At 57.4% G+C, this 19,180-nt stretch carries 19 protein-coding genes; 12 read left to right on the top strand and 7 right to left on the bottom strand.

Features of this window, described 5'->3' with window-relative positions; genetic code table 11:
• Positions 1-36 precede the first annotated feature (36 nt).
• Positions 37-624 carry a pyroglutamyl-peptidase I gene (pcp, locus tag RAE07_RS07910; RefSeq protein ID WP_317001676.1) on the bottom strand — a complete coding sequence of 196 codons (588 nt, stop codon included), beginning with the start codon at positions 622-624 and terminating at the stop codon, positions 37-39.
• 355 nt (positions 625-979) lie between these two features.
• On the opposite strand from pcp, the gene RAE07_RS07905 reads away from it, so the two are divergent.
• Positions 980-2,341, top strand: a complete 1,362-nt coding sequence (locus RAE07_RS07905) for a dicarboxylate/amino acid:cation symporter (RefSeq protein ID WP_316327728.1) — start codon at positions 980-982, stop codon at positions 2,339-2,341.
• 59 nt (positions 2,342-2,400) lie between these two features.
• Here RAE07_RS07905 and RAE07_RS07900 read toward each other — a convergent pair whose 3' ends face one another.
• The 4 genes from RAE07_RS07900 to ychF all read right to left on the bottom strand — a co-directional run bounded on the left by RAE07_RS07900 (position 2,401) and on the right by ychF (position 6,729).
• Complete coding sequence (locus RAE07_RS07900; protein ID WP_023021869.1) at positions 2,401-3,330, bottom strand: PRC and DUF2382 domain-containing protein; 930 nt, start codon at positions 3,328-3,330, stop codon at positions 2,401-2,403.
• A 513-nt stretch (positions 3,331-3,843) separates the two neighbouring features.
• A complete protein-coding gene (locus tag RAE07_RS07895; protein ID WP_259824412.1) occupies positions 3,844-4,755 on the bottom strand; it encodes a cation diffusion facilitator family transporter in 912 nt (303 codons plus the stop codon).
• A 226-nt stretch (positions 4,756-4,981) separates the two neighbouring features.
• Positions 4,982-5,515 (bottom strand): type 1 glutamine amidotransferase domain-containing protein, encoded by a 534-nt coding sequence (locus tag RAE07_RS07890; protein ID WP_259824413.1) that lies wholly within the window; start codon positions 5,513-5,515, stop codon positions 4,982-4,984.
• 128 nt (positions 5,516-5,643) lie between these two features.
• Positions 5,644-6,729, bottom strand: coding sequence for a redox-regulated ATPase YchF (gene ychF, locus RAE07_RS07885; protein WP_259824415.1), 1,086 nt, complete (start codon positions 6,727-6,729; stop codon positions 5,644-5,646).
• Between the two features lie 47 nt (positions 6,730-6,776).
• Between ychF and RAE07_RS07880 the strand changes: the two genes are divergently transcribed.
• The 3 genes from RAE07_RS07880 (at position 6,777) to RAE07_RS07870 (ending at position 10,219) form a co-directional block, all read left to right on the top strand.
• Positions 6,777-8,246, top strand: a complete 1,470-nt coding sequence (locus RAE07_RS07880) for an AI-2E family transporter (RefSeq protein WP_023021873.1) — start codon at positions 6,777-6,779, stop codon at positions 8,244-8,246.
• Positions 8,247-8,282: 36 nt separating this feature from the next.
• Complete coding sequence (locus RAE07_RS07875; RefSeq protein WP_034656472.1) at positions 8,283-9,353, top strand: DNA recombination protein RmuC; 1,071 nt, start codon at positions 8,283-8,285, stop codon at positions 9,351-9,353.
• 62 nt (positions 9,354-9,415) lie between these two features.
• Positions 9,416-10,219 (top strand): DUF6542 domain-containing protein, encoded by an 804-nt coding sequence (locus tag RAE07_RS07870; protein ID WP_259824416.1) that lies wholly within the window; start codon positions 9,416-9,418, stop codon positions 10,217-10,219.
• A 65-nt stretch (positions 10,220-10,284) separates the two neighbouring features.
• Here RAE07_RS07870 and RAE07_RS07865 read toward each other — a convergent pair whose 3' ends face one another.
• Positions 10,285-11,235, bottom strand: a complete 951-nt coding sequence (locus tag RAE07_RS07865; RefSeq protein ID WP_023021876.1) for a 4-hydroxy-3-methylbut-2-enyl diphosphate reductase — start codon at positions 11,233-11,235, stop codon at positions 10,285-10,287.
• Between the two features lie 141 nt (positions 11,236-11,376).
• Between RAE07_RS07865 and xseA the strand changes: the two genes are divergently transcribed.
• From xseA to RAE07_RS07850, 3 genes are read left to right on the top strand one after another with little or no spacing between them, the layout of a single operon-like run.
• Complete coding sequence (gene xseA / locus RAE07_RS07860) at positions 11,377-12,618, top strand: exodeoxyribonuclease VII large subunit (RefSeq protein WP_317001675.1); 1,242 nt, start codon at positions 11,377-11,379, stop codon at positions 12,616-12,618.
• A gap of 21 nt (positions 12,619-12,639) precedes the next feature.
• Positions 12,640-12,909: an exodeoxyribonuclease VII small subunit gene (locus RAE07_RS07855; RefSeq protein WP_259824418.1), complete on the top strand. Its 270-nt coding sequence runs from the start codon at positions 12,640-12,642 to the stop codon at positions 12,907-12,909.
• The gene (locus RAE07_RS07850; RefSeq protein ID WP_259824419.1) at positions 12,909-13,277 is read left to right on the top strand and encodes a hypothetical protein; all 369 of its coding nucleotides are present in this window, start codon (positions 12,909-12,911) and stop codon (positions 13,275-13,277) included. The genes RAE07_RS07855 and RAE07_RS07850 overlap by 1 nt, the downstream gene beginning before the upstream one ends.
• On the opposite strand, the gene RAE07_RS07845 is transcribed toward RAE07_RS07850, so the two are convergent.
• The gene (locus tag RAE07_RS07845) at positions 13,261-13,830 is read right to left on the bottom strand and encodes a DUF4245 domain-containing protein (RefSeq protein WP_034656435.1); all 570 of its coding nucleotides are present in this window, start codon (positions 13,828-13,830) and stop codon (positions 13,261-13,263) included. The two genes, RAE07_RS07850 and RAE07_RS07845, sit on opposite strands and share 17 nt — an antisense overlap.
• Positions 13,831-14,018: 188 nt before the next feature.
• Between RAE07_RS07845 and glpX the strand changes: the two genes are divergently transcribed.
• From glpX to RAE07_RS07820, 5 genes are all read left to right on the top strand, one after another.
• The gene (glpX, locus tag RAE07_RS07840; protein ID WP_200287823.1) at positions 14,019-15,032 is read left to right on the top strand and encodes a class II fructose-bisphosphatase; all 1,014 of its coding nucleotides are present in this window, start codon (positions 14,019-14,021) and stop codon (positions 15,030-15,032) included.
• An 85-nt stretch (positions 15,033-15,117) separates the two neighbouring features.
• On the top strand, positions 15,118-16,518 hold the full coding sequence (locus RAE07_RS07835; protein WP_259824420.1) for a class II fumarate hydratase: 1,401 nt from the start codon (positions 15,118-15,120) through the stop codon (positions 16,516-16,518).
• 174 nt (positions 16,519-16,692) lie between these two features.
• Positions 16,693-17,316 carry a TetR/AcrR family transcriptional regulator gene (locus RAE07_RS07830; protein WP_086588121.1) on the top strand — a complete coding sequence of 208 codons (624 nt, stop codon included), beginning with the start codon at positions 16,693-16,695 and terminating at the stop codon, positions 17,314-17,316.
• Positions 17,310-18,878, top strand: a complete 1,569-nt coding sequence (locus tag RAE07_RS07825; protein ID WP_086588122.1) for an MDR family MFS transporter — start codon at positions 17,310-17,312, stop codon at positions 18,876-18,878. The genes RAE07_RS07830 and RAE07_RS07825 overlap by 7 nt, the downstream gene beginning before the upstream one ends.
• Positions 18,878-19,171 carry a DUF2316 family protein gene (locus tag RAE07_RS07820; RefSeq protein WP_259824421.1) on the top strand — a complete coding sequence of 98 codons (294 nt, stop codon included), beginning with the start codon at positions 18,878-18,880 and terminating at the stop codon, positions 19,169-19,171. Before RAE07_RS07825 ends, RAE07_RS07820 begins: the two co-directional genes overlap by 1 nt.
• The last annotated feature ends 9 nt before the right edge of the window (positions 19,172-19,180 follow it).

Raw genomic sequence — 19,180 nt, 5'->3', positions numbered from 1 at the left:
TATATTTCGCTGGTCCAAAAAGCCACAAAGGCTACCCTAACTAGCCTGCACCGCCCAGAGTGCCTGCTTTATCCCCTCGACTATCTCAGCTAGCGCCATCATGGGCTTATCCGCTTTGTTCTGCTCCTGAATATAGGGAACATGCACAAATCCCGCGCGCACCTCCGTCCCCGCGAAGTGATGCAGGAGACCATACAGGAGCTGATTGCACACGAAAGTCCCCGCCGTATTCGACACCCGCGCCGGACAATCATCCATCGCCGCGACCATTTCCTTTACCGGTAGCGTGGAAAAATACGCCGCTGGGCCACCCTCTACGACCGGTACATCCACTGGCTGATAACCCGCGTTATCAGGAATCTCGGCATCCATCACATTAATGGCGACTCGCTCCGGGGTGATATGTTTCCGGCCGCCTGCCTGTCCCAAGCACACAATTGCATCGACTGATGATTCCCCTGCGAGTGCAATTACTCGGCGCAGGGATTCCCCAAACTTGGTCGGAATCACCGTCTTGACAAGCTCCGCTCCCCCAACCTCCTCTGGTAATAGCTCCAGCGCTTGTTCTGTAGGGTTAATGCTTTCTCCGCCGAAGGCGTCAAATGCAGTCACGAGGATTTTCATGCCGCCAGTATTCCAGAAATCGCAGCCCCTCCTCGCTCTGCACCTCGCGCTCCGCCCTTCCCCCCTCCGCCCTTCGCGCTCACTAGCAGCGTAAAGGTGATGCTTCCACCCCGCTCTGGTGAGCGCCGAGGGCGCACACCGCAATTCCTCCTCCCCCTCGCGCTCAGTGGGAAAAGAACCCCAGGTATTAAGAAGCCACCCGGTGAGCGCGAAGGATGAGGTCGCAGCCACGGGAGAATCCCCACGTCTTGTGCCTAAAGACGTCGAAGGAATAAACTGAGCGAAGTTGAAGTTGAACAGGACAGTATCTGAAAACTAGTCCGATCTGTCCATTTTTATTTTCAAAGGAACCTTTATGTCTCAACAGGAATCTTCGCGCTCTAGGCTCCCAGGCTGGGCCACAGGATTCGGCGCGCAAGTTATTGCCGGCCTTGTCATCGGCCTCATCTTGGGTTTCATCGCCTCCGGAATGGATACTGACCCAGACAATCCCGGTTGGTTGACCACCCTGCTCACGGGAGTCGGTAGCGCCTACGTCCAGCTGCTCAAGGTGATGATCCCGCCGCTGATCTTCGCCGCTGTTGTTACCTCTGTCGCCAATTTGCGCAAGGTAGCTAACGCTGCTTCCCTGGCGATTTCCACACTGGTGTGGTTCGCCATTACCGCATTCTTCTCTGTCTTGATGGGCATTTTCGTTGCCGTCATTATGAAGCCGGGCGTCGGCACGAGCGTCGATGCCGCCACTGCACAGGATCCTTCCCACGTCGGCTCGTGGACCGCGTTCTTTGAGCAGCTTCTGCCGCAGAACTTCGTAGGCCTTTCTGCCTCGCTTTCCGACGGCGAAGTATCCCTCAGCTTTGGCGCGCTACAACTGCTTGTCATTTCCCTGGCCATCGGTATCGCCGCGGTCAAGACCGGCAAGTCCGCCGAGCCATTCCTGCACTTTACCGAGTCCTTCCTCAAGGTCATCCAGATCATCTTGTGGTGGATCATCCGCCTTGCACCGATTGGCACCGCCGCCCTTATCGGTAAGGCAGTAGCAACCTACGGCTGGGACGCCTTGGGCTCGCTGGGCAAGTTTGTGCTGGCCATGTACGTGGGCCTTGGTCTGGTTTTTGTCGTGGTCTACCCCGCCGTACTGAAGTTCAACAAGATTCCAGTCATGGGCTTTTATAAGCGCGTTTGGCCGGTCACCTCGCTGGGCTTTGTTACCCGTTCTTCCATGGGTGTCATGCCAGCTACCGAGCGCTTTAGCGAAAAGGCCATGGGTGTTCCTTCTGAATACGCTTCCTTTGCCGTTCCGCTAGGAGCAACCACCAAGATGGACGGCTGCGCCTCCGTATACCCGGCCATCGCAGCCATCTTTGTTGCCCAGTTCTACGACATTAACCTCGACTTCACCCAATACCTGCTCATCATCTTTGTTTCCGTCATTGGTTCCGCTGCTACCGCAGGCACCACAGGCGCAACGGTTATGCTCACGCTGACGCTATCTACACTTGGCCTTCCGCTGGCTGGTGTCGGTCTCCTGCTGGCCATTGAGCCGATTATTGACATGGGACGCACTGCACTCAACGTCACCGGACAGGTACTATGCGCCACCGTCGTTGCTAAACGTGCCGGCATCCAAGACAAGGCAACCTGGGACGCAGCAGAAAGCGGCGTCAAAGACATTATGGATTCTGACTCGGCCGCAGCCATCGGTGCCAAGGCTTAAGCCCTCAAACATAATAAACGCCCGCAAGGAAAACCTTGCGGGCGTTTAGCTATGCGCTTTTACTTCTTGAGGCCATCAACACCATCGGTGTCGATCTGCTCCTTGCGCAGCTCCTCGGTGTGAGTCTCGGTGTCGCGAACGGTGTCCTTCTTCAGGTTGATCTTCTCAACCGGAACGGTTTCCTTGTTCACGTTAACCTGCTCCTCGTGCAGGGTGACGGAAGCTTCCTCAGTGTCACCGGAGATGGTGCCGTTGTAGTTCTTGGCATCTTCAGCGCTGATCGGAGTGCGCTCAACGCTGACCTCTTCGCGCTCAACCGGAACCTCAACGGTCTCGGTGTCGGTTACAACGTACTTGCGCAGGCGAGCCTCGCCGGTAGCCACACGCTCCTTATTGACGTTCATCTGCTCCTCAGAACGGATGAGCTCGCCGTCATTGTTGGTGTGCGCAGCTGCGGTGTTCTTGGAAGCAGCGTTATCGGCAACGCCAGCCTTACGCTCAGCAGCAGCCGCATCAGTGGTGTGGGTAGCTTCCTTCTTCTCGTTAGCGTGTGCACCAGCAGCGCCTGCACCAGCGCCAGCAACGCCGGCACCTGCGGCCAAGTTGTGGTCCTTGTCAGCGCCAGCCTGAACGTCGCGCTTGGAGTCCAGGTTGGAGTCCTTGTAATCGGTAACGTCCTGTGCATTATCCAGGCCGTAGTGCTTGAAGATATCGGACTGTGCCTCTGGGGTCAGCGGCTTATCGGAATCGAAGTCTGGGGCGTCCTTGATGCGGTCCTTGGAGAAGCCCAGCTTCAGGTCATCGCCGGAGAAGTCGTGGCCGCGCAGCGGAACGAGGCTGGAGTTCATACCGAACAGGCCGTGGTTAACCTCAACGAAGGTAGGCTGGCCGGACTGGTCATCAACGAATACCTCGTTAACGTTGCCCAGCTTCTCGCCGTCCTTGTCGTATGCGGTTGCGTTAAACAGATCCTTGATGTTCTTACCCATTGTCAGTAAATCCTTTCTGCTATTGGTATAGCTCTCTTCAGCCAATCAAAAGGACATATTCTTGCCCCCACATGTGGAATGCGGGGGTGAGAATCGCTATTTGCTTGGTGTAACAACCACCATACGGAGAATTCAAAATTTTTCGACCGCCAGCAAGAAATTTTTGCCGTTTTATTCACCCAGAGAAGACTTCATGCAGCTCAGAGCAATCAATAACATTTTCATAACGTTAAGAATTCTGTACCATAAATGGCCCGAATCTAAAAAATAGATGTCGTTTCACGACCCCGCAGCGCCGTAGTCAACACCCTCGACTTTCTCCAAATCATTCAAGACTTACCCCACCCCCAAAAGGCGGTGCCACTAAACCCACAGAGTTCTTTCAGAAGGGTGTATGCTTTCTGCGGAAAAGCACAGGTTATGTACAGGCCCTATTCACTCGAACGGGTCTACACACATGTCGGTCTAAAAAATCAGCCACAGTGACCGCCCGAAAACTTAGAAAGTTAAGGCCTAGCGAAATAGGTACGGGCGGCGGTTTTCCACGCCCGCCGGCTCCACGTGAATGAACGCACTGCAGCCTGGATACAGCTCATCTAGGGCGATTTCCACGACGTCAGCAACCTCGTGGGAATGCATAACGCTCCACTCTCCTGGCACCTCCATGGTCAGGTAGACCAAGCGCTGACGGCCGGAAGCGACAGTACGCCGGTCCGTGAAGGTAACCGATTGCTCCTTTTCCAACCGGGCCAGCAGCTGGCGAATCTGCTGGCGCTCATCCGCGGGAAGTGCTTCAGAAAGCAAACTGCTCACGGAATCGCGCAGGAGGGTGTAACCAGTCCACAAGATATTGATACCCACAGCGAGGGCTACTACAGGGTCTAGCCACATCCAGCCAGTTAAATAAACGGCGGCGATACCGACAAGGACGCCGACGGAAGTCCAGACGTCGGTAAGCAGGTGATGCCCATCCGCATCCAAGGTGGCAGAACGGTAGCGCTTGCCGGCGCGGATGAGCGCGATACCCACCGCCAGGTTAAGCACAGACGAGAGCGTAGATAATGCCAAGCCCCAGCCTGCCTCAGCAATCGGCTGCGGAATAAAGAAGCGCTGGATGGCCGTATAGATGATCATGCCGGCCGCAATGAAAATCATCGCGCCCTCCACCAAGGCGGAGACGTACTCCGCTTTGCCATGGCCAAACTGGTGGTTATCATCGGCCGGCTTGGCAGCAATCCGGAGGGCATAAAAACCGGCGACGGCCGCCACGAGGTTCACTACGGATTCGAGAGCATCAGATAGGAAGCCCACCGAGCCGGTAAACCACGCGGCCAAGGCCTTAAGGATGATGGTAGCCACAGCGGCGGCGATGGATAGCTGCATGAAGCGCTCAAGAATGCGCTGCTCTGAGCCCATGGAGGACATAGTCACTTCTCCCTTCGGTTCGGTTGCGGACCGAAGGTCTCGTTCACGGCCGCGGGCACTGCGGGCGCTGGCTGGCCGGGCTAAACGCCAGTATGTCGACCAGTCATCTCGGAATTAACCGAGGGAACTACTCCCCTTCAGGAAACTAAAACCTTATAGGGGTAGGAACTCTGGCGCAAGATCAAAAAAGCCACGGGTGATACCCATGGCGTGTAACCGAGGAGCTTTAGTGCTGGCCCTCTGCAAACTCCTCAACCAGCTTGGCATTAAAGGCTGGCAGGTCATCGGGAGTACGGGAGGACACCAAGCCCTGATCGCAGTGGACTTCCTCATCTACCCACGTGGCGCCCGCATTGCGCAGGTCGGTCTGCAAGGAGGGGAAGGACGTCAAGGTACGACCCTTAAGAGCTTCAGCATCGGCCAAGATCCATGCACCGTGGCAGATAGCACCAAGCGGGAGATCCTTGCTCATGTGGTTGCGCACGATTTCTACTGCGGCCTTGTCCAAGCGCAACAGGTCGGCATTGTCGGTACCGCCAGGCAAGATAATGCCATCGAAAGACTCGCCGGTTGAATCAGCGGTAACGGCGTCAACGGAAATCTCCGTGCCCTTCTTGCCGGTAATAGTACCGGACTTAGGGGCGATGACGCGCACGGTAGCACCAGCGTTCTTCACGGCCTCCAGCGGAGAAGTCAGCTCAGAGTCTTCGAAACCATCGGTAGCGATAACAGCAATAATCTTGTTGTCTAGTTCAGCCATAATGTGACCTCCTATTATTTGAGTATGCCGCCCACAATAACGCGGAAGATTCTCAATCGCTACAATTTCTCCGCCTGCGCGGGCAGTGCCTTCTCCGTTAGGAGGCCCAAGACTTAGAAGACGCGGAATTAACCGCCGATCTTAAAGTCGCACACGTCGCCGTCTTGCATGATGTAGTCCTTGCCTTCTTGGCGGACCTTGCCGTGAGCGCGAGCTTCGGCCATAGAGCCAGCGGCTACTAGGTCATCATAGGAAACGATTTCGGCCTTGATGAACTTCTTTTCAAAGTCAGTGTGGATAACGCCGGCAGCTTGCGGGGCGGCAGAGCCCTGCTTGATGGTCCACGCGCGGGCTTCCTTCTCACCGGCGGTGAGATAGGTCTGCAGGCCCAGCGTGGCAAAACCCGCCTTGGCCAAAGTAGCCAACCCCGGCTCATCTTGGCCCACGGACTCAAGCAATTCGCGCGCTTCGTCTACTTCCAGCTCAAGCAGCTCAGTTTCTGTCTGGGCGTCAAGGAACACGGCCTCGGCCGGGCCGACGAGCTGGCGAAGCTCTTCCTTCTTTGCGTCGTCGGTAAGCACGGCCTCGTCCGAGTTAAAGACATAGAGGAAAGGCTTTGCCGTCATCAAGTGCAGATCGCGCACGAGCGAGAGGTCAATCTCGCCCTCCTTAGCTGCTGCGAAGAGGGTGCGGTCATCTTCTAGAATCTCCTGCGCCTTCTTGGTGGCTTCCACCTCAGCAGCCAGGTCCTTATTCTTGCGCGCATCTTTTTCAAGGCGCGGCAGAGCCTTTTCGATGGTTTGGAGGTCCGCGAGGATGAGCTCGGTATTAATAACGGAGATGTCATTGCGCGGGTCAACTTTGCCATCAACGTGGATGACATTGTCATCGGAAAAAGCGCGCACCACCTGGCAGATGGCATCTGCCTCACGGATATTGGCTAGGAAGGCGTTACCCATGCCTTCACCCTGCGAAGCGCCAGAGACGATACCGGCAATATCCACGAAGGACACGGTAGCGGGCAGGATACGCTCCGAGTTAAACATTTCCGCCAGGTGGGTCAGGCGGGAGTCCGGCAGCTCCACCAGGCCCACGTTGGGCTCGATGGTGGCAAACGGGTAGTTCGCCGCCAGGATCTCGGAACGGGTCAGGGCATTAAACAATGTGGACTTGCCCACGTTGGGCAGGCCGACGATTCCTAGTGTAAGACTCACGGGGCCAATCCTAACTCACCCACCTTCTTTTAAGGCAAGATGGTGGGGTGAGTTCTGATAACCAACCGCTGCCCGAGGCTCCCAAGACGGGCCTGGGCGATAAGTTTGATGAAAGCTTCGATACCAGCAAGCTGGAGGATGTATCGCCACATCCACCGGGCGATCAGGTAGATCGCTCTGTCATTGCCGGCGAGGTAGTTAAGTCTGCGTCCCTATGGGCGGTCCGCCTGCTCATCATCTGCGTTTTCCTCTACGCCCTCTACCGCTTGCTCGGCAATTTCTGGCAGGGCATCTTGCCAGTGCTTTTGGCCCTCATCATCTGCACCGTCCTAGCCCCAGTGGCTAAGAAGTTGCGCAGCATTGGCCTCCCCGCCGCGTTGGCGGCTGCCGTAACCATTTTGGTTTCTTTCACGGCAGTGGGTGGACTCATTTCCTTCGTTGCCCCGGACTTCATGCGCCAATCCCGCTCTTTGTACTTGCAGACGGTCTCCGGCATCCAAAGCCTGCAGCTCTGGGCACAGGGCCCACCCCTCAACCTCGATAGCGAGGATATGAGCAGCTACATCGATGAAGCGGCTTCCTGGCTGCAGCAGCGCGCTGGCGCCATCGCGGGTTCCGTCTTTACCGGTATCGGCACCGCTACCTCCATCTTGGTCACCCTCTTCATTGTGTTGGTGCTGACCTTCTTCTTCCTCAAGGACGGCGCCAAGTTCCTCCCCTGGCTGCGCGATGCCACCGGTAAACGCGCCGGCTGGCACCTTACTGAGCTACTCACCCGCGCATGGACCACGCTTGGAGGCTTTATTCGTGCGCAGGCAGTTGTCTCGCTTGTCGACGCCGTCTTTATCGGCATCGGCCTCGCCCTCATCGGCGTCCCCCTGGCCATGGCTTTGGCAATCATCACCTTCATCGCCGGCTTTATCCCCTTCGTCGGTGCAATTGTGGCCGGTGCCCTTTCCGTCACCATCGCACTGGTGTCCCTTGGTATTACCAAGGCCTTGCTCGTTCTTGGACTGGTCTTGCTGGTCCAACAGCTGGAGGGAAATGTCCTTTCCCCTTGGCTGCAGTCCAAGGCCATGGACCTGCACCCCGTCATCGTCTTGGTTTCTGTGACCGTAGGCTCTGCGCTATTTGGCCTGGTGGGAGGTTTCCTCGCGGTTCCGGCAGCCGCGATGTTCGCGGTGGCCTATCGCTACAGCCAAGATATGATGAAGCTCCAGTCGGGCGAAAAGACCGCCGCGGAGCTGGACTTTTCCACCGTAGCTGGCTACCTCATCGGCCGTTATACGGAGGAACAAGGGCGCTATAAGCGCGAGGCGTGGCTTAAAATGCCGGACTACGCAGCCCCAGAAGGCGCAGTGGCGGACGTAGCCGCGGACGGCAACTCCAATTCCCTCGACGCTGCCCTCAACGTGGAATCCACCCCGAAAGAGCATGAGAAGCCCGGCGTGCGCTCCAACCTGCGCCGTGCCCGCGATGCCTTCGAGGGCCTTTTGAACGGAGATTCGAAAAAATAGTGGGCTGTGTCGGCTGTACGTGCCATGCTGGGTTCCATGACTTCCACATTGCCCGTGCTGCTACTTTTTATCGGCCTCACCCTCGGCGCGGTAATGGGTTGGTTGGCCCATTCCTACTCCGCTGCTCGTTCGGCGCCAAGTGCCGAACACCGCGCGCTGCAAGAATCGCAGCGTCGCCAAGCTGAGCTCCAGCCGCTGGAAAAGGCCATGGACCGCTTGGGGTTTCAGCTCCAAGAAATTGAGGAAGACCGCACCGCGCTGCTCGCTTCCCTTTCTAGCCAGGTCCAGGCGGTAACCCGTACCTCCTCTCGTCTGACTGAACGCACTGACAAACTTGTTAGTGCCTTGCGCTCGCCCAATACCCGCGGTCGTTGGGGCGAGGTGCAATTGGAGCGGGTGGTTGAAATAGGCGGCATGACCAAACATGTGGACTTTGACTGCCAGGTTTCTGCTCCGCTGGGTGGTCGCATCGTTCGCCCAGACATGGTTATCAAGTTGGCTGGTGGCCGCCATATCATTGTCGATGCCAAGGTGCCTTTTACTTCTTACCTCGACGCGCTGGAGACCGATGACCCAGAAGAACACGCCGGCTTCTTGCGCCGCCACGCACACTTGATGCGTGGCCACGTCCAAGCACTATCGCACAAAGACTATATTGAAGCGTTTCAACCTACACCCGAATTCGTCATCCTGTTTGTCCCTGCAGATCCTTTCCTCGATGCTGCATTGTCAGTGGACCCAGAACTCATCGAGTATGCCTTTGAACGCAATGTAGTAATTGCCACCCCCAGCTCGCTTTTCGCCCTCCTGCGCACGGTGGCTATGGGGTGGCACCAAGAAGACATCTCAGCCAAGGCAAAGGAGGTTCAGCGCCTAGGGCGCGAACTGTACACGCGCCTGAATACACTTTCTGATCACTATGGCAGGGTGGGCCACAACTTGGAAAAGGCAGTCGAAGCCTACAATGCCACACTGTCCTCGCTAGATTCCCGGGTCGGCGTCACCGCCCGCAAATTGCACGAGATGGATATCCCAGGCCGCACGGACCGCACGCCACGGGAGCCCATAGCCATCGATACGTGGCCGCGCGGGCATTCGCCACTATAAATCCGGCGACTTAGTGCGTGGAAATAGCCATGGGCAGGCACGAACCGGTAGGATCTTCCGACGTGTCACAAGCCAAGCAAAGAAAGTCTTCCGCCGCCCAAAGCTCTGGACTCCCCAGCATCACGCTGGGCACGGGCCTTGGGCTGCTCGCGGCAATTTTGCTCACCGGCGCGTTGATTTCCATCCTGATGGGTACCATCGGGTGGGCTTACCTCGCCTTCCTCGTCATCGGCTCGCTGCTGGTGGCGCTCATCGTAGAAGAACGCGGCCTCTTCCTCACGGTGGCTTCCATCCCCATCTTGTATGCCATCACGGTGGTACTGGCCGGATTCTTTATTACCAAGGCCAACTTGCCAGAGGGAGCATCACCGTTTTCCAAGACGGCTACCGTAACCGCAGCTTTCCCCCTTGTCCAAAGCTTTCTCTGGCTCCTCATCGCTTTAGTAGGCGCAGGAATCATCGGCTGGTTGCGATGGGTCCGCTACCGTAAGACGGCACGTCGCACCGCTAAAATGGAAACTTCCTCTCGCCGTTCCGATGCTGAGCAAGACCGCCGCAATCGCGCTGAGCGTTTGTCGGTCGCTGACTTGATGGCGCGCGATAGGCTGGCAAAGGAACCTACTAAAATTCAAGCCACTCCGCAGCGCGCCCGCGCTTCTCACGCATTAAAGAAGTCCCGCCCCGCGCCCAAGGATCGTCTGCGTGGACGCGACCGAGAGGAACGCCGCCGCCTCCAACAAGAGGAACGCGCAAATCCAATGCGCCCGGATCCAACCCGGCGCGCCGGCGATTCGGTACCGGCGTCTCAGGAGCACAAGCAAGCGCCCAAGCAAGGTTGGGACGATAACCTCTATGACGAGGACTAAAATAAAAGAAAGGCCCGGAAACGGGCCTTTCTTTTATTTTAGATGTAGTTTAAGCACGCGCTCATTTAAGTGCGTGCTGGGCGCAGGTCGCGCGGCAGGGCGAAGGTAATCGTCTCCGTAGAGGTAGTTACCTGTTCTACGTCGCTATAGCCACGCGCATCGAGGAATTCCAACACCTCGCGTACCAGCAATTCTGGTACCGATGCACCACATGTGACTCCGACGGTGCGCACGCCTTCCAGCCAGGCATCGTCGATCTCCTTGGCAAAATCTACGAGGTGTGAAGCCTTAGCACCAGCCTCGAGCGCCACTTCGACCAGGCGCACCGAGTTAGAGGAGTTTTTAGACCCCACCACAATCATCAGGTCGCACTTGGGGGCAATGGCTTTGACGGATTCTTGGCGGTTTTGGGTGGCGTAGCAAATATCGTCTGAAGGCGGATTTTCCAGATGCGGGAAACGCTCGCGCAGTTTATTGACGATGGTGATCGTCTCATCCACCGAGAGCGTGGTTTGGGACAGCCAAATAAGCTTCTCGTCCTGCAGGAAATCCGGCAGCTTAGCAACGCCCTCGACGCCATCCACAAGGTGGGTAACCTCCGGTGCTTCGCCGGCGGTTCCTTCCACTTCCTCATGTCCTTCGTGGCCAACCAAGAGGATGTGATAGCCATCGCGCTGGAAGCGCTGGGCTTCCTTATGCACCTTGGTTACCAATGGGCACGTGGCATCCAACGTTAGTTGCTTGCGCTGCGTTGCCTCTGCCCGAACGGCCGGGGAAATACCATGGGCGGAAAAGACTAGGTGGGCACCTTCTGGGGCTTCAGAGGCCTCGTCAACAAAGATGACGCCGCGTTCTGCCAAAGACTCTACGACGTAGCGGTTGTGCACGATTTGCTTGCGTACATAAATGGGCGCGCCGTACTTTTCCAGCGCCTTTTCTACGGTTTCAACTGCGCGATCTACGCCTGCGCAGTATCCGCGCGGTGCCGCGAGGAGAACATTTTTACCTTCAGTCATGGCTCCCAGAGTATCGAAACAGCACGCAAAACAATAGTGGGGCCCACCGCCGCCATTCCGGCTACCCCGAGCGGGGCAATCATCTGCGCTGGCCCCTAAACTAGGCGGAAGAACACGGCAGACTGAAGAAAGGGAGGCTGTGTGAATCAACCGGCAAATACTCCGGATACTCCCTGGCCCGTTGGTAAAGTCAACGACCAAGTCAAGGGCTGGATCGAGCGCTTGGGCTACCTGTGGGTAGAGGGTCAATTAACCCAAATTAATTTCAAACCCACCTGGAAGCTGTCCTATCTCACGCTGCGTGATGTACAGCAGGAAAAGTCCGTGCAGCTGACTTGCCCATCATCAATGTTGCAGTCATTGTCAGCACCGCTAAAAAACGGCGACCGCGTCATTGTCCATGGCAAGCCGGCTTTTTATGCCGGCCGCGGTTCTTTTTCACTGTGGACCACGGAGATTCGTCATGTGGGCATAGGTGATCTACTCGCGCGCATTGAGAAATTACGCCAGCAGCTTTCGGCAGAGGGACTTTTTGATCCTGCTCGCAAGCGGCCACTGCCCTACCTGCCGCACAAAATTGGGCTGATTACCGGCCGCGGTTCGGCCGCGGAGCGAGATGTGATGGCGGTAGCTCATGATCGCTGGCCAGCGGTGCAATTCCGGGTACTCAATACCGCGGTTCAAGGTGCGAATACCGTGCCAGAGGTTATCGATGCCCTCCAGCAGCTAGATGCGGATCCAGAGGTAGACGTCATCATCATCGCCCGCGGTGGTGGCTCTGTAGAAGACCTGCTTCCCTTCTCAGAAGAAGCGCTGCAACGCGCGGTCGCGGCTGCTGGCACTCCGGTGGTCTCCGCCATCGGCCATGAGCCGGATAGCCCGGTGCTCGATAACGTCGCGGATCTGCGCGCTGCCACGCCTACCGACGCCGCAAAGCGCGTCGTCCCCTCCGTGGCCGAGGAGCGTGCCGTTATCGCAGAGGCACGCTCCCGGATGGCTGCCGCCTTGCGCGGCTGGGTGGAAAGGGAGCGACGCGGCCTGGACAATATTCGTTCCCGGCCCGTCATGGCAGACCCCATGACCCCCATTCGTACGCGCCGCGAGGAAGTAGAGCGCACTCGTGACACCATGCGCCGGGAAATTGAGGTCATGGTAGAACGCGAGACCCGCCACGTGGAGTCGCTGCGTGCTCGCGTTTCAGCTTTGGGACCTTCAGCAACTCTTGCCCGCGGGTATTCCATCGTCCAAGTGGTACCCAAAGATGGCTCCGGCCCCGAAGTTGTCACCTCTTATGAGCAATCCCCTCCCGGCGCGCAACTGCGCATCCGCGTGGGCGATGGATCTATTACCGCTGTTTCTATGGCCTCCCAGGCCGCCGATTAATCACCGAACAAGGAGAAAATAATGTCAGAGGACACCATTGGCACCGGTCAACCAGGCCAGGATGCTTTTACCCCAGTAGAAAAATTGAGTTATGAGCAAGCCCGAGACGAGCTCATTGAAACCGTAAAGATCTTAGAGCTCGGGCAGATGGGCTTGGATGAGTCATTGAAGTATTGGGAGCGCGGCGAGGCCCTTGCCCGAACGTGCGAGGCACATCTCGACGGCGCAGCAAAGCGCGTTGAAGCAGCGCTCGAGAGGGCCGAAGTAGCAGACGCAGAAGGAGACGAGTAGTGCAGATTTATGGGTATCCAGGTGAGCGGGTGGATTTTGTGTCGAAGTCTGCGGCCGCCGGTTCCATCATGGCGGGAGACTCCCGGGAATTCGTAGAGGAATTCTTTGGCCCAGCACATACCCGCGATGATGACGAGGTGAGCTATTTCTCCCAATCCGTGGTGCTGCGCTTTACAGGCGATAAGGTACGCGAAATCGCTATTTATCCGCAGCGTTCCCAGCGTGAGCGCATCGATGTTTTTGTAGGAAAGACGCGCCTTAGCGGCTTAGATGAGGAATCCCTCGCAGAGGTCATTGCCCAGGCCGGCGACGGTCTTAGCGCCACCGCTGCGGCAGAAGGATTGGGCGAGGTTATTTTTCGGCTATAGGTGCGGCGTCGATAAACGCAGCGGTAGCAGCCTCAAAATCGCTATCGTCTGCGGCACCGGAGATAATGAGGCGGGCGTCGCCCAAATCTGTCACCCACAGGCGGCGCACGGAGTCGTCATCACTTTCTAGTACCCGCACTTGGTGCCCTTTGACCTCACGGGCAGATTCGATGCCGCGGTAGTTGGCGTCGTATTCCTTGCCCGCATCATCGGCCGCCACCTGTGTCTGAGTAGACTCCACAAACCCTTGGTCAGCGGTCACCCAGCTGACCACGGTGGCGTTTTCTCCTCCCATATCAACGCGGCGGGCAGCATTAGCCTCCCAGCCCTCTGGCATATCAGGATTGCGAATAGCGCCAATTCCTGCGCGAGCTTGGGTTTCAAGGAAGGTTTGTTCATCCACTTCCTGCACTGCTCCCTGTTGAGTTTCGGAATTGATCGAGCATAGGCCGGTCGCTCCAACGGCCAGCAGCATCATGATCACCACGACGGCGAGGGACAGGGAGATATCCTTCGCGCCTTCAAAAATCTTTGGTCTTTCTTCTGCAGCCACGCGCCTTAGTATCGCACGGTGTGCTTCCAAAAAGCCACACGGCCCCTTCTCCCCCGAAAGTTTGATGAATCCCCCACAAATGGGGCGCAAAATCGGACCCATTAGAGCAAAAAAGTGCGAGAATGGAAAGGTAGAGCATCAAGGGGAACACCCCTCGATGAGAAAACTATGGAAGGCAACCACTACACATGTCCGAAAATACGTCTTATCTTCCTGACCGCAACCTGGCGATGGAACTGGTCCGTGTCACCGAGGCAGCAGCGCTCGCTTCCGGCCGTTGGGTAGGCCGCGGCCAGAAGAATGAGGGCGATGGCGCGGCGGTCGACGCCATGCGTAAGCTCATCAACTCCGTTGCAATGAACGGCGTCGTTGTCATTGGTGAGGGCGAAAAGGATGAGGCCCCTATGCTATTTAACGGCGAAGAAGTAGGCACCGGCGAGGGCGCCGCCATGGATATCGCCGTGGACCCCGTTGACGGAACTCGTTTGATGGCAGAAGGCCGCCCCAACGCTATCTCCGTCATCGCGGCCGCAGAGCGCGGAACCATGTATGACCCTTCCGCAGTCTTCTACATGGAAAAGATTGCTGTTGGCCCAGAAGCAGTCGGCGCTATCGACATCAACGAGTCAGTGGAGTGGAACATTAACTCCGTGGCTAAGGCCAAGAATATTCGCCCCGAAGATCTGACCGTGGTGGTCCTTGATCGCCCGCGCCACGAGCAGCTCATCTCGGAAATTCGCGCCGCAGATGCCAAGGTACGCCTCATTATGGATGGCGACGTTGCAGGCGCCATCGCCACCTGCCAGGATTCCAACTCCATCGACATGATGATGGGCATCGGCGGCACCCCAGAAGGCATCATCACCGCCTGCGCTATGCGCTGCATGGGCGGCGAAATCCAAGGCAAGCTGTGGCCAAAGGATGAAGAGGAAGCAGAAAAGGCCCGCGCAGCCGGCCACGATTTGGACCGCGTCCTCAAGACCACTGACTTGGTCTCCTCCGAAAACTGCTACTTCGCTGCCACCGGCGTGACCAATGGTGACATGCTGCGCGGTGTTTCCTACCGCAATTCCGGCGCTACTACCCGCTCACTGGTTATGCGATCCAAGTCCGGCACCATTCGCTACATCGACTCCATCCATAAGCTATCCAAGCTGCAGGAATATTCCGTAGTAGATTACACCACCCCGACCAAAAACTAGGGGGCACCCCCGAAGGCGGACCTCCTGGTAGATCTCCGCCATACTGGAAAGCACACACTACCCAATTAACTGAGGTGATCTTCACATGACTGAATACCGCATCGAACATGACACCATGGGCGAAGTAAAGGTTCCTACAGATGCCCTGTGGCGCGCACAGACCCAGCGCGCAGTGGACAACTTCCCCATTTCCGGCCGCGGCCTGGAAAATGCGCAGATTCGCGCACTTGGCCTCCTAAAGGCAGCTTGTGCTCAGGTAAATAAGGATTCCGGCAAGTTGGACGCGGACAAGGCCGATGCCATTATCGCCGCCGCTACTGAAATCGCCGAGGGCAAGCACAATGATGCTTTCCCTATCGACGTTTTCCAGACTGGTTCGGGCACCTCGTCCAATATGAATACCAATGAGGTTATCGCCTCCTTGGCACACCAAAATGGCGTGGAGATTCACCCGAATGACCACGTGAATATGGGCCAGTCCTCCAATGACACCTTCCCTACCGCCACCCACGTGGCCGCTACGGAAGCAGCCGTCAATGACCTCATTCCAGGTCTGAAGGTTCTGCACGAGTCCCTGAGCAAGAAGGCCAAGGAATTCGCCGACGTGGTCAAGGCGGGCCGTACCCACTTGATGGACGCCACCCCGGTTACCCTCGGTCAAGAATTCGGTGGCTACGCCCGCCAGATTGAGCTGGGCATCGAGCGGATCGAGGCCACCCTGCCACGCTTGGGCGAGCTGGCCATCGGCGGTACCGCCACCGGCACCGGCCTGAATACCTCTGCGGACTTTGGCGCTAAGGTCACCGAAGAGCTCAAGAAGCTCACCGGTGTTGCGGAACTAAAGGAAGCAGAGAACCACTTTGAGGCACAGGCCGCACGCGATGGCTTGGTGGAGTTCTCCGGCGCCATGCGCGCGGTTGCTGTGTCCCTTAATAAGATTGCTAATGACCTCCGCATGATGGGCTCTGGCCCACTGACCGGCCTGGCAGAGATTCACCTGAAGGACCTGCAGCCAGGTTCTTCCATCATGCCGGGTAAGGTCAACCCGGTCATTCCGGAGGCCGTCACCATGGTTGCCGGCCAGGTGGTGGGCAATGACGCCGCAGTCGCCTTCGGCGGTGCCCAGGGCCACTTCGAGCTCAATGTCTTCATCCCGATGATGGCACGCAACGTGCTCGAGTCTGCTCGCCTGCTGTCCAATGCCTCCCGCGTCTTCGCCGATAAGTGCATCAATCACATCGAGGCCAACGAGGAGCGCATGAAGCACTTTGCGGAGTCTTCCACTTCCATCGTGACCCCGCTCAACTCTGCTATTGGTTACGAGAACGCAGCCAAGGCCGCCAAGCATGCCTTGCATGAGAAAATCACTGTTCGCCAGGCCGTCATTGATTTGGGCTTTGTCGACGGCGAAAACCTCACCGAGGAAGAGCTGGACAAGCGCCTCGACGTGCTGAGCATGACTAACCGCGACCGCGATAACTTCTAAGAATCCGCCGCACCGCTACCCCGCCCGGGCAGGACCCGGGCGGGGTTTCGCATGCCTGGGGTAAGGGGGACGTCGGCAAGAGCAATGACACATCTCACATAAGGAAGGATGCACCTCTAAAATCACCCTTTTTGCACTTGGTGCAAGTTTGCACCGAGTGTAAAGTTGCATGGCGTGCAAGAAGAACTATCACTACGCGAGCAGAAACGCCTCGAGACGCGCCTGCGCATAGAGGATGCCGCCACAAAACTGGTGGATGAACAGTCCTTTAGCGCAGTCACCATTGAGCGGATCTGCGAAGTAGCCGGTATTTCTCGGCGCACCTTCTTCAATTACTTCGATTCCAAGGAATCCGCCGTTTTGGGCGCTCCAAGCACCGAGTTTACGGAAGAGATGCGGGAACTCTTCCTTAATGAGCCAACGACCAGCATGGTAGACCTCGTCCTTCAGTTGGTCAGACGGCATATGGAAGGCCACCACATCAACCCGACTATCCGGGATCGCCGCAAACGCATCTCCAATGATCCAGATGCAGCTGCGGCGGCAATAAGCCGGAAGCGAGCAAAATCCATTGAGCTCATCGATCTCATTGAAGAGCGCCTTAACAAAGAACCGGAGCTTCGCGTCCTTGACAACTGCTCTTCTAGCACCGAGGCGATGCTCATCGCCGGCCTCGTCCGTGAGGCACTTTGGTTGGCGATGGCATCCCCGGATGCAGATTGCAGCCTAGACCTCGGCGCGCGTCTCGATACTTCCCTCACGCTAATAACAGACTTTATGAAAGGAATGCGATGGTAGATACGGCTGCTAAGGCCCCTTCCCAGGGCCAGTCCCGCGCCGATAACCTCGGGCTTATTTTCTCGGCCCTAATGCTCACCATGCTGATGAGCTCCTTGGGCCAAATGATTTTCTCTTCTGCTCTTCCAACCATCGTTGGTGAGCTCGGCGGCGTCGACCACATGAGTTGGGTCATCTCCGCCTTCCTTGTCACCATGACCATCGCCATGCCTATCTCCGGCAAGCTGGGTGACATGTTGGGCCGCAAGTGGCTCTACATTGGGGGTATCGCCACCTTCGTCGTGGGATCCACCCTCGGTGGCTTTGCCAACTCCATGTCGCTGCTGATTATCGCCCGCGCCGTGCAAGGCTTTGGCGCTGGATTCATGATGATCTCTTCGCAATCCATCATCGCCGAGGTCACCTCCTCCCGTGAGCGCGGCAAGTTCATGGGCATCATGGGCGGCGTCTTTGGCCTGTCTTCCGTCCTCGGCCCCGTCCTCGGCGGCTGGTTCACCGACGGTCCGGGGTGGCGCTGGGGCATGTGGATGAACATCCCGCTTGGCATCCTCGCCATCATCGTGTGCACCTTGGTGCTGCACCTGCGCGTCGGTAAAGCCGACATGAAGCGCTTCGACTGGCTCGGCGCAACCTTCATCGCTATTACCACCGCGTCCCTTATCCTCATGACCACCTGGGGCGGCACCGAGTACGAGTGGGGCTCGTCGATGATCCTCACCTTAGGTGCCATCACCATCATTGGCGCCATCATCACCATCCTGGTGGAGCTGCGCGCCAAGGAACCGCTCATTCCAGTTCGCCTATTCAAGAACCGCAACATGGCCCTTACTACCTTGTCCGGCGTGGTGCTGGGCCTGGCAATGTTCGGTGTTCTGGGCTACATGCCTACTTACTTGCAGATGGTGCACACCCTGACCCCAACCAAGGCGGGTCTGATGATGATCCCGATGATGGTGGGCCTTATCGGCACCTCCACTGGCGTGGGCTTCATCATTGCCCGCACCGGCCACTACAAGGTCTACCCCATCATCGGTCTAGCCATTACCGCTGGTGCATTGTTCTGGATGTCTCACCTGACCGTAGAGACTTCCCTGAAGCAGCTGGGCTGCGAGTTCTTGGTCTTCGGCATCGGCCTGGGCATGGTTATCCAGGTCCTCGTGCTCATCGTCCAGAACTCCTTCCCACTGTCCCAGGTGGGTACCGCTACCGCGGCGAATAACTTCTTCCGCCAAATCGGTTCCGCACTGGGTGCTTCCCTGGTTGGCTCCATGTTCATCCACAATATGAAGGATGAGATGGCCACCCGCATGCCAGAAGCCTTCCAAAAGATGGGCCCTGAGGGCGCCGCCTATGCAGAAAAGTTTGGCAATGCCGACGGCGGTGCCAATAGCCTCACCCCAGATTTGGTCGCGTCCTTCCCCAAGCCAATCGAGGAAGCAATCCTCAATTCCTATAATGACGGCCTGACCCCGGTTATCGCTCTGATGGTTCCGTTGGTCATCGTCGCGCTCCTTCTCCTCCTGCCTCTGCGCGAGGAGCGACTGAAGGAAACCATTGACTAATGTCGCGCACACCTGCAGAAACTGAGGCTACAAGCCAAGAACTGCATGCCTTGCGCGATGCACTCCCGCTTGCCGACACCCCCATTGAATCCGCCCTCGGCTATGCTCCTGGCGGCCTGCAGGCGGCGTTGGATGTTCATGCCAACCCCATCGAGGTATGGCGCACTAGGGACTATCTAGTTTCCTTAGCCCGCGCACACGGTATCCCGATCCCGCGCTTTAGCCGCTTGAGCGATAACATGCGCTCATCGGCGCAGCGCTGGTTCGGCCCCTGGGACGTTCCTACGATGTAGCGGCCCCCA

Origin of the sequence: Corynebacterium nasorum, assembly GCF_032821635.1 — a bacterium.
GTDB classification, from domain to species: Bacteria; Actinomycetota; Actinomycetes; order Mycobacteriales; family Mycobacteriaceae; genus Corynebacterium; species Corynebacterium kefirresidentii.
The sequence above is the reverse complement of the archived record's forward strand: the minus strand, read 5'-3'. Positions and strand labels throughout refer to the sequence as shown.

Excerpts from the sequence above, each read along its gene's own strand:
- RAE07_RS07820 (WP_259824421.1), top strand. The coding sequence starts at position 18,878 with ATGTCGCGCACACCTGCAGAAACTGAGGCTACAAGCCAAGAACTGCAT.
- RAE07_RS07825 (WP_086588122.1), top strand. The coding sequence starts at position 17,310 with ATGGTAGATACGGCTGCTAAGGCCCCTTCCCAGGGCCAGTCCCGCGCC.
- RAE07_RS07890 (WP_259824413.1), bottom strand. The coding sequence starts at position 5,515 with ATGGCTGAACTAGACAACAAGATTATTGCTGTTATCGCTACCGATGGT.
- RAE07_RS07900 (WP_023021869.1), bottom strand. The coding sequence starts at position 3,330 with ATGGGTAAGAACATCAAGGATCTGTTTAACGCAACCGCATACGACAAG.
- pcp (WP_317001676.1), bottom strand. The coding sequence starts at position 624 with ATGAAAATCCTCGTGACTGCATTTGACGCCTTCGGCGGAGAAAGCATT.
- RAE07_RS07865 (WP_023021876.1), bottom strand. The coding sequence starts at position 11,235 with ATGACTGAAGGTAAAAATGTTCTCCTCGCGGCACCGCGCGGATACTGC.
- RAE07_RS07895 (WP_259824412.1), bottom strand. The coding sequence starts at position 4,755 with ATGTCCTCCATGGGCTCAGAGCAGCGCATTCTTGAGCGCTTCATGCAG.
- RAE07_RS07835 (WP_259824420.1), top strand. The coding sequence starts at position 15,118 with ATGACTGAATACCGCATCGAACATGACACCATGGGCGAAGTAAAGGTT.
- RAE07_RS07855 (WP_259824418.1), top strand. The coding sequence starts at position 12,640 with ATGTCAGAGGACACCATTGGCACCGGTCAACCAGGCCAGGATGCTTTT.
- RAE07_RS07875 (WP_034656472.1), top strand. The coding sequence starts at position 8,283 with ATGACTTCCACATTGCCCGTGCTGCTACTTTTTATCGGCCTCACCCTC.
- glpX (WP_200287823.1), top strand. The coding sequence starts at position 14,019 with ATGTCCGAAAATACGTCTTATCTTCCTGACCGCAACCTGGCGATGGAA.
- RAE07_RS07905 (WP_316327728.1), top strand. The coding sequence starts at position 980 with ATGTCTCAACAGGAATCTTCGCGCTCTAGGCTCCCAGGCTGGGCCACA.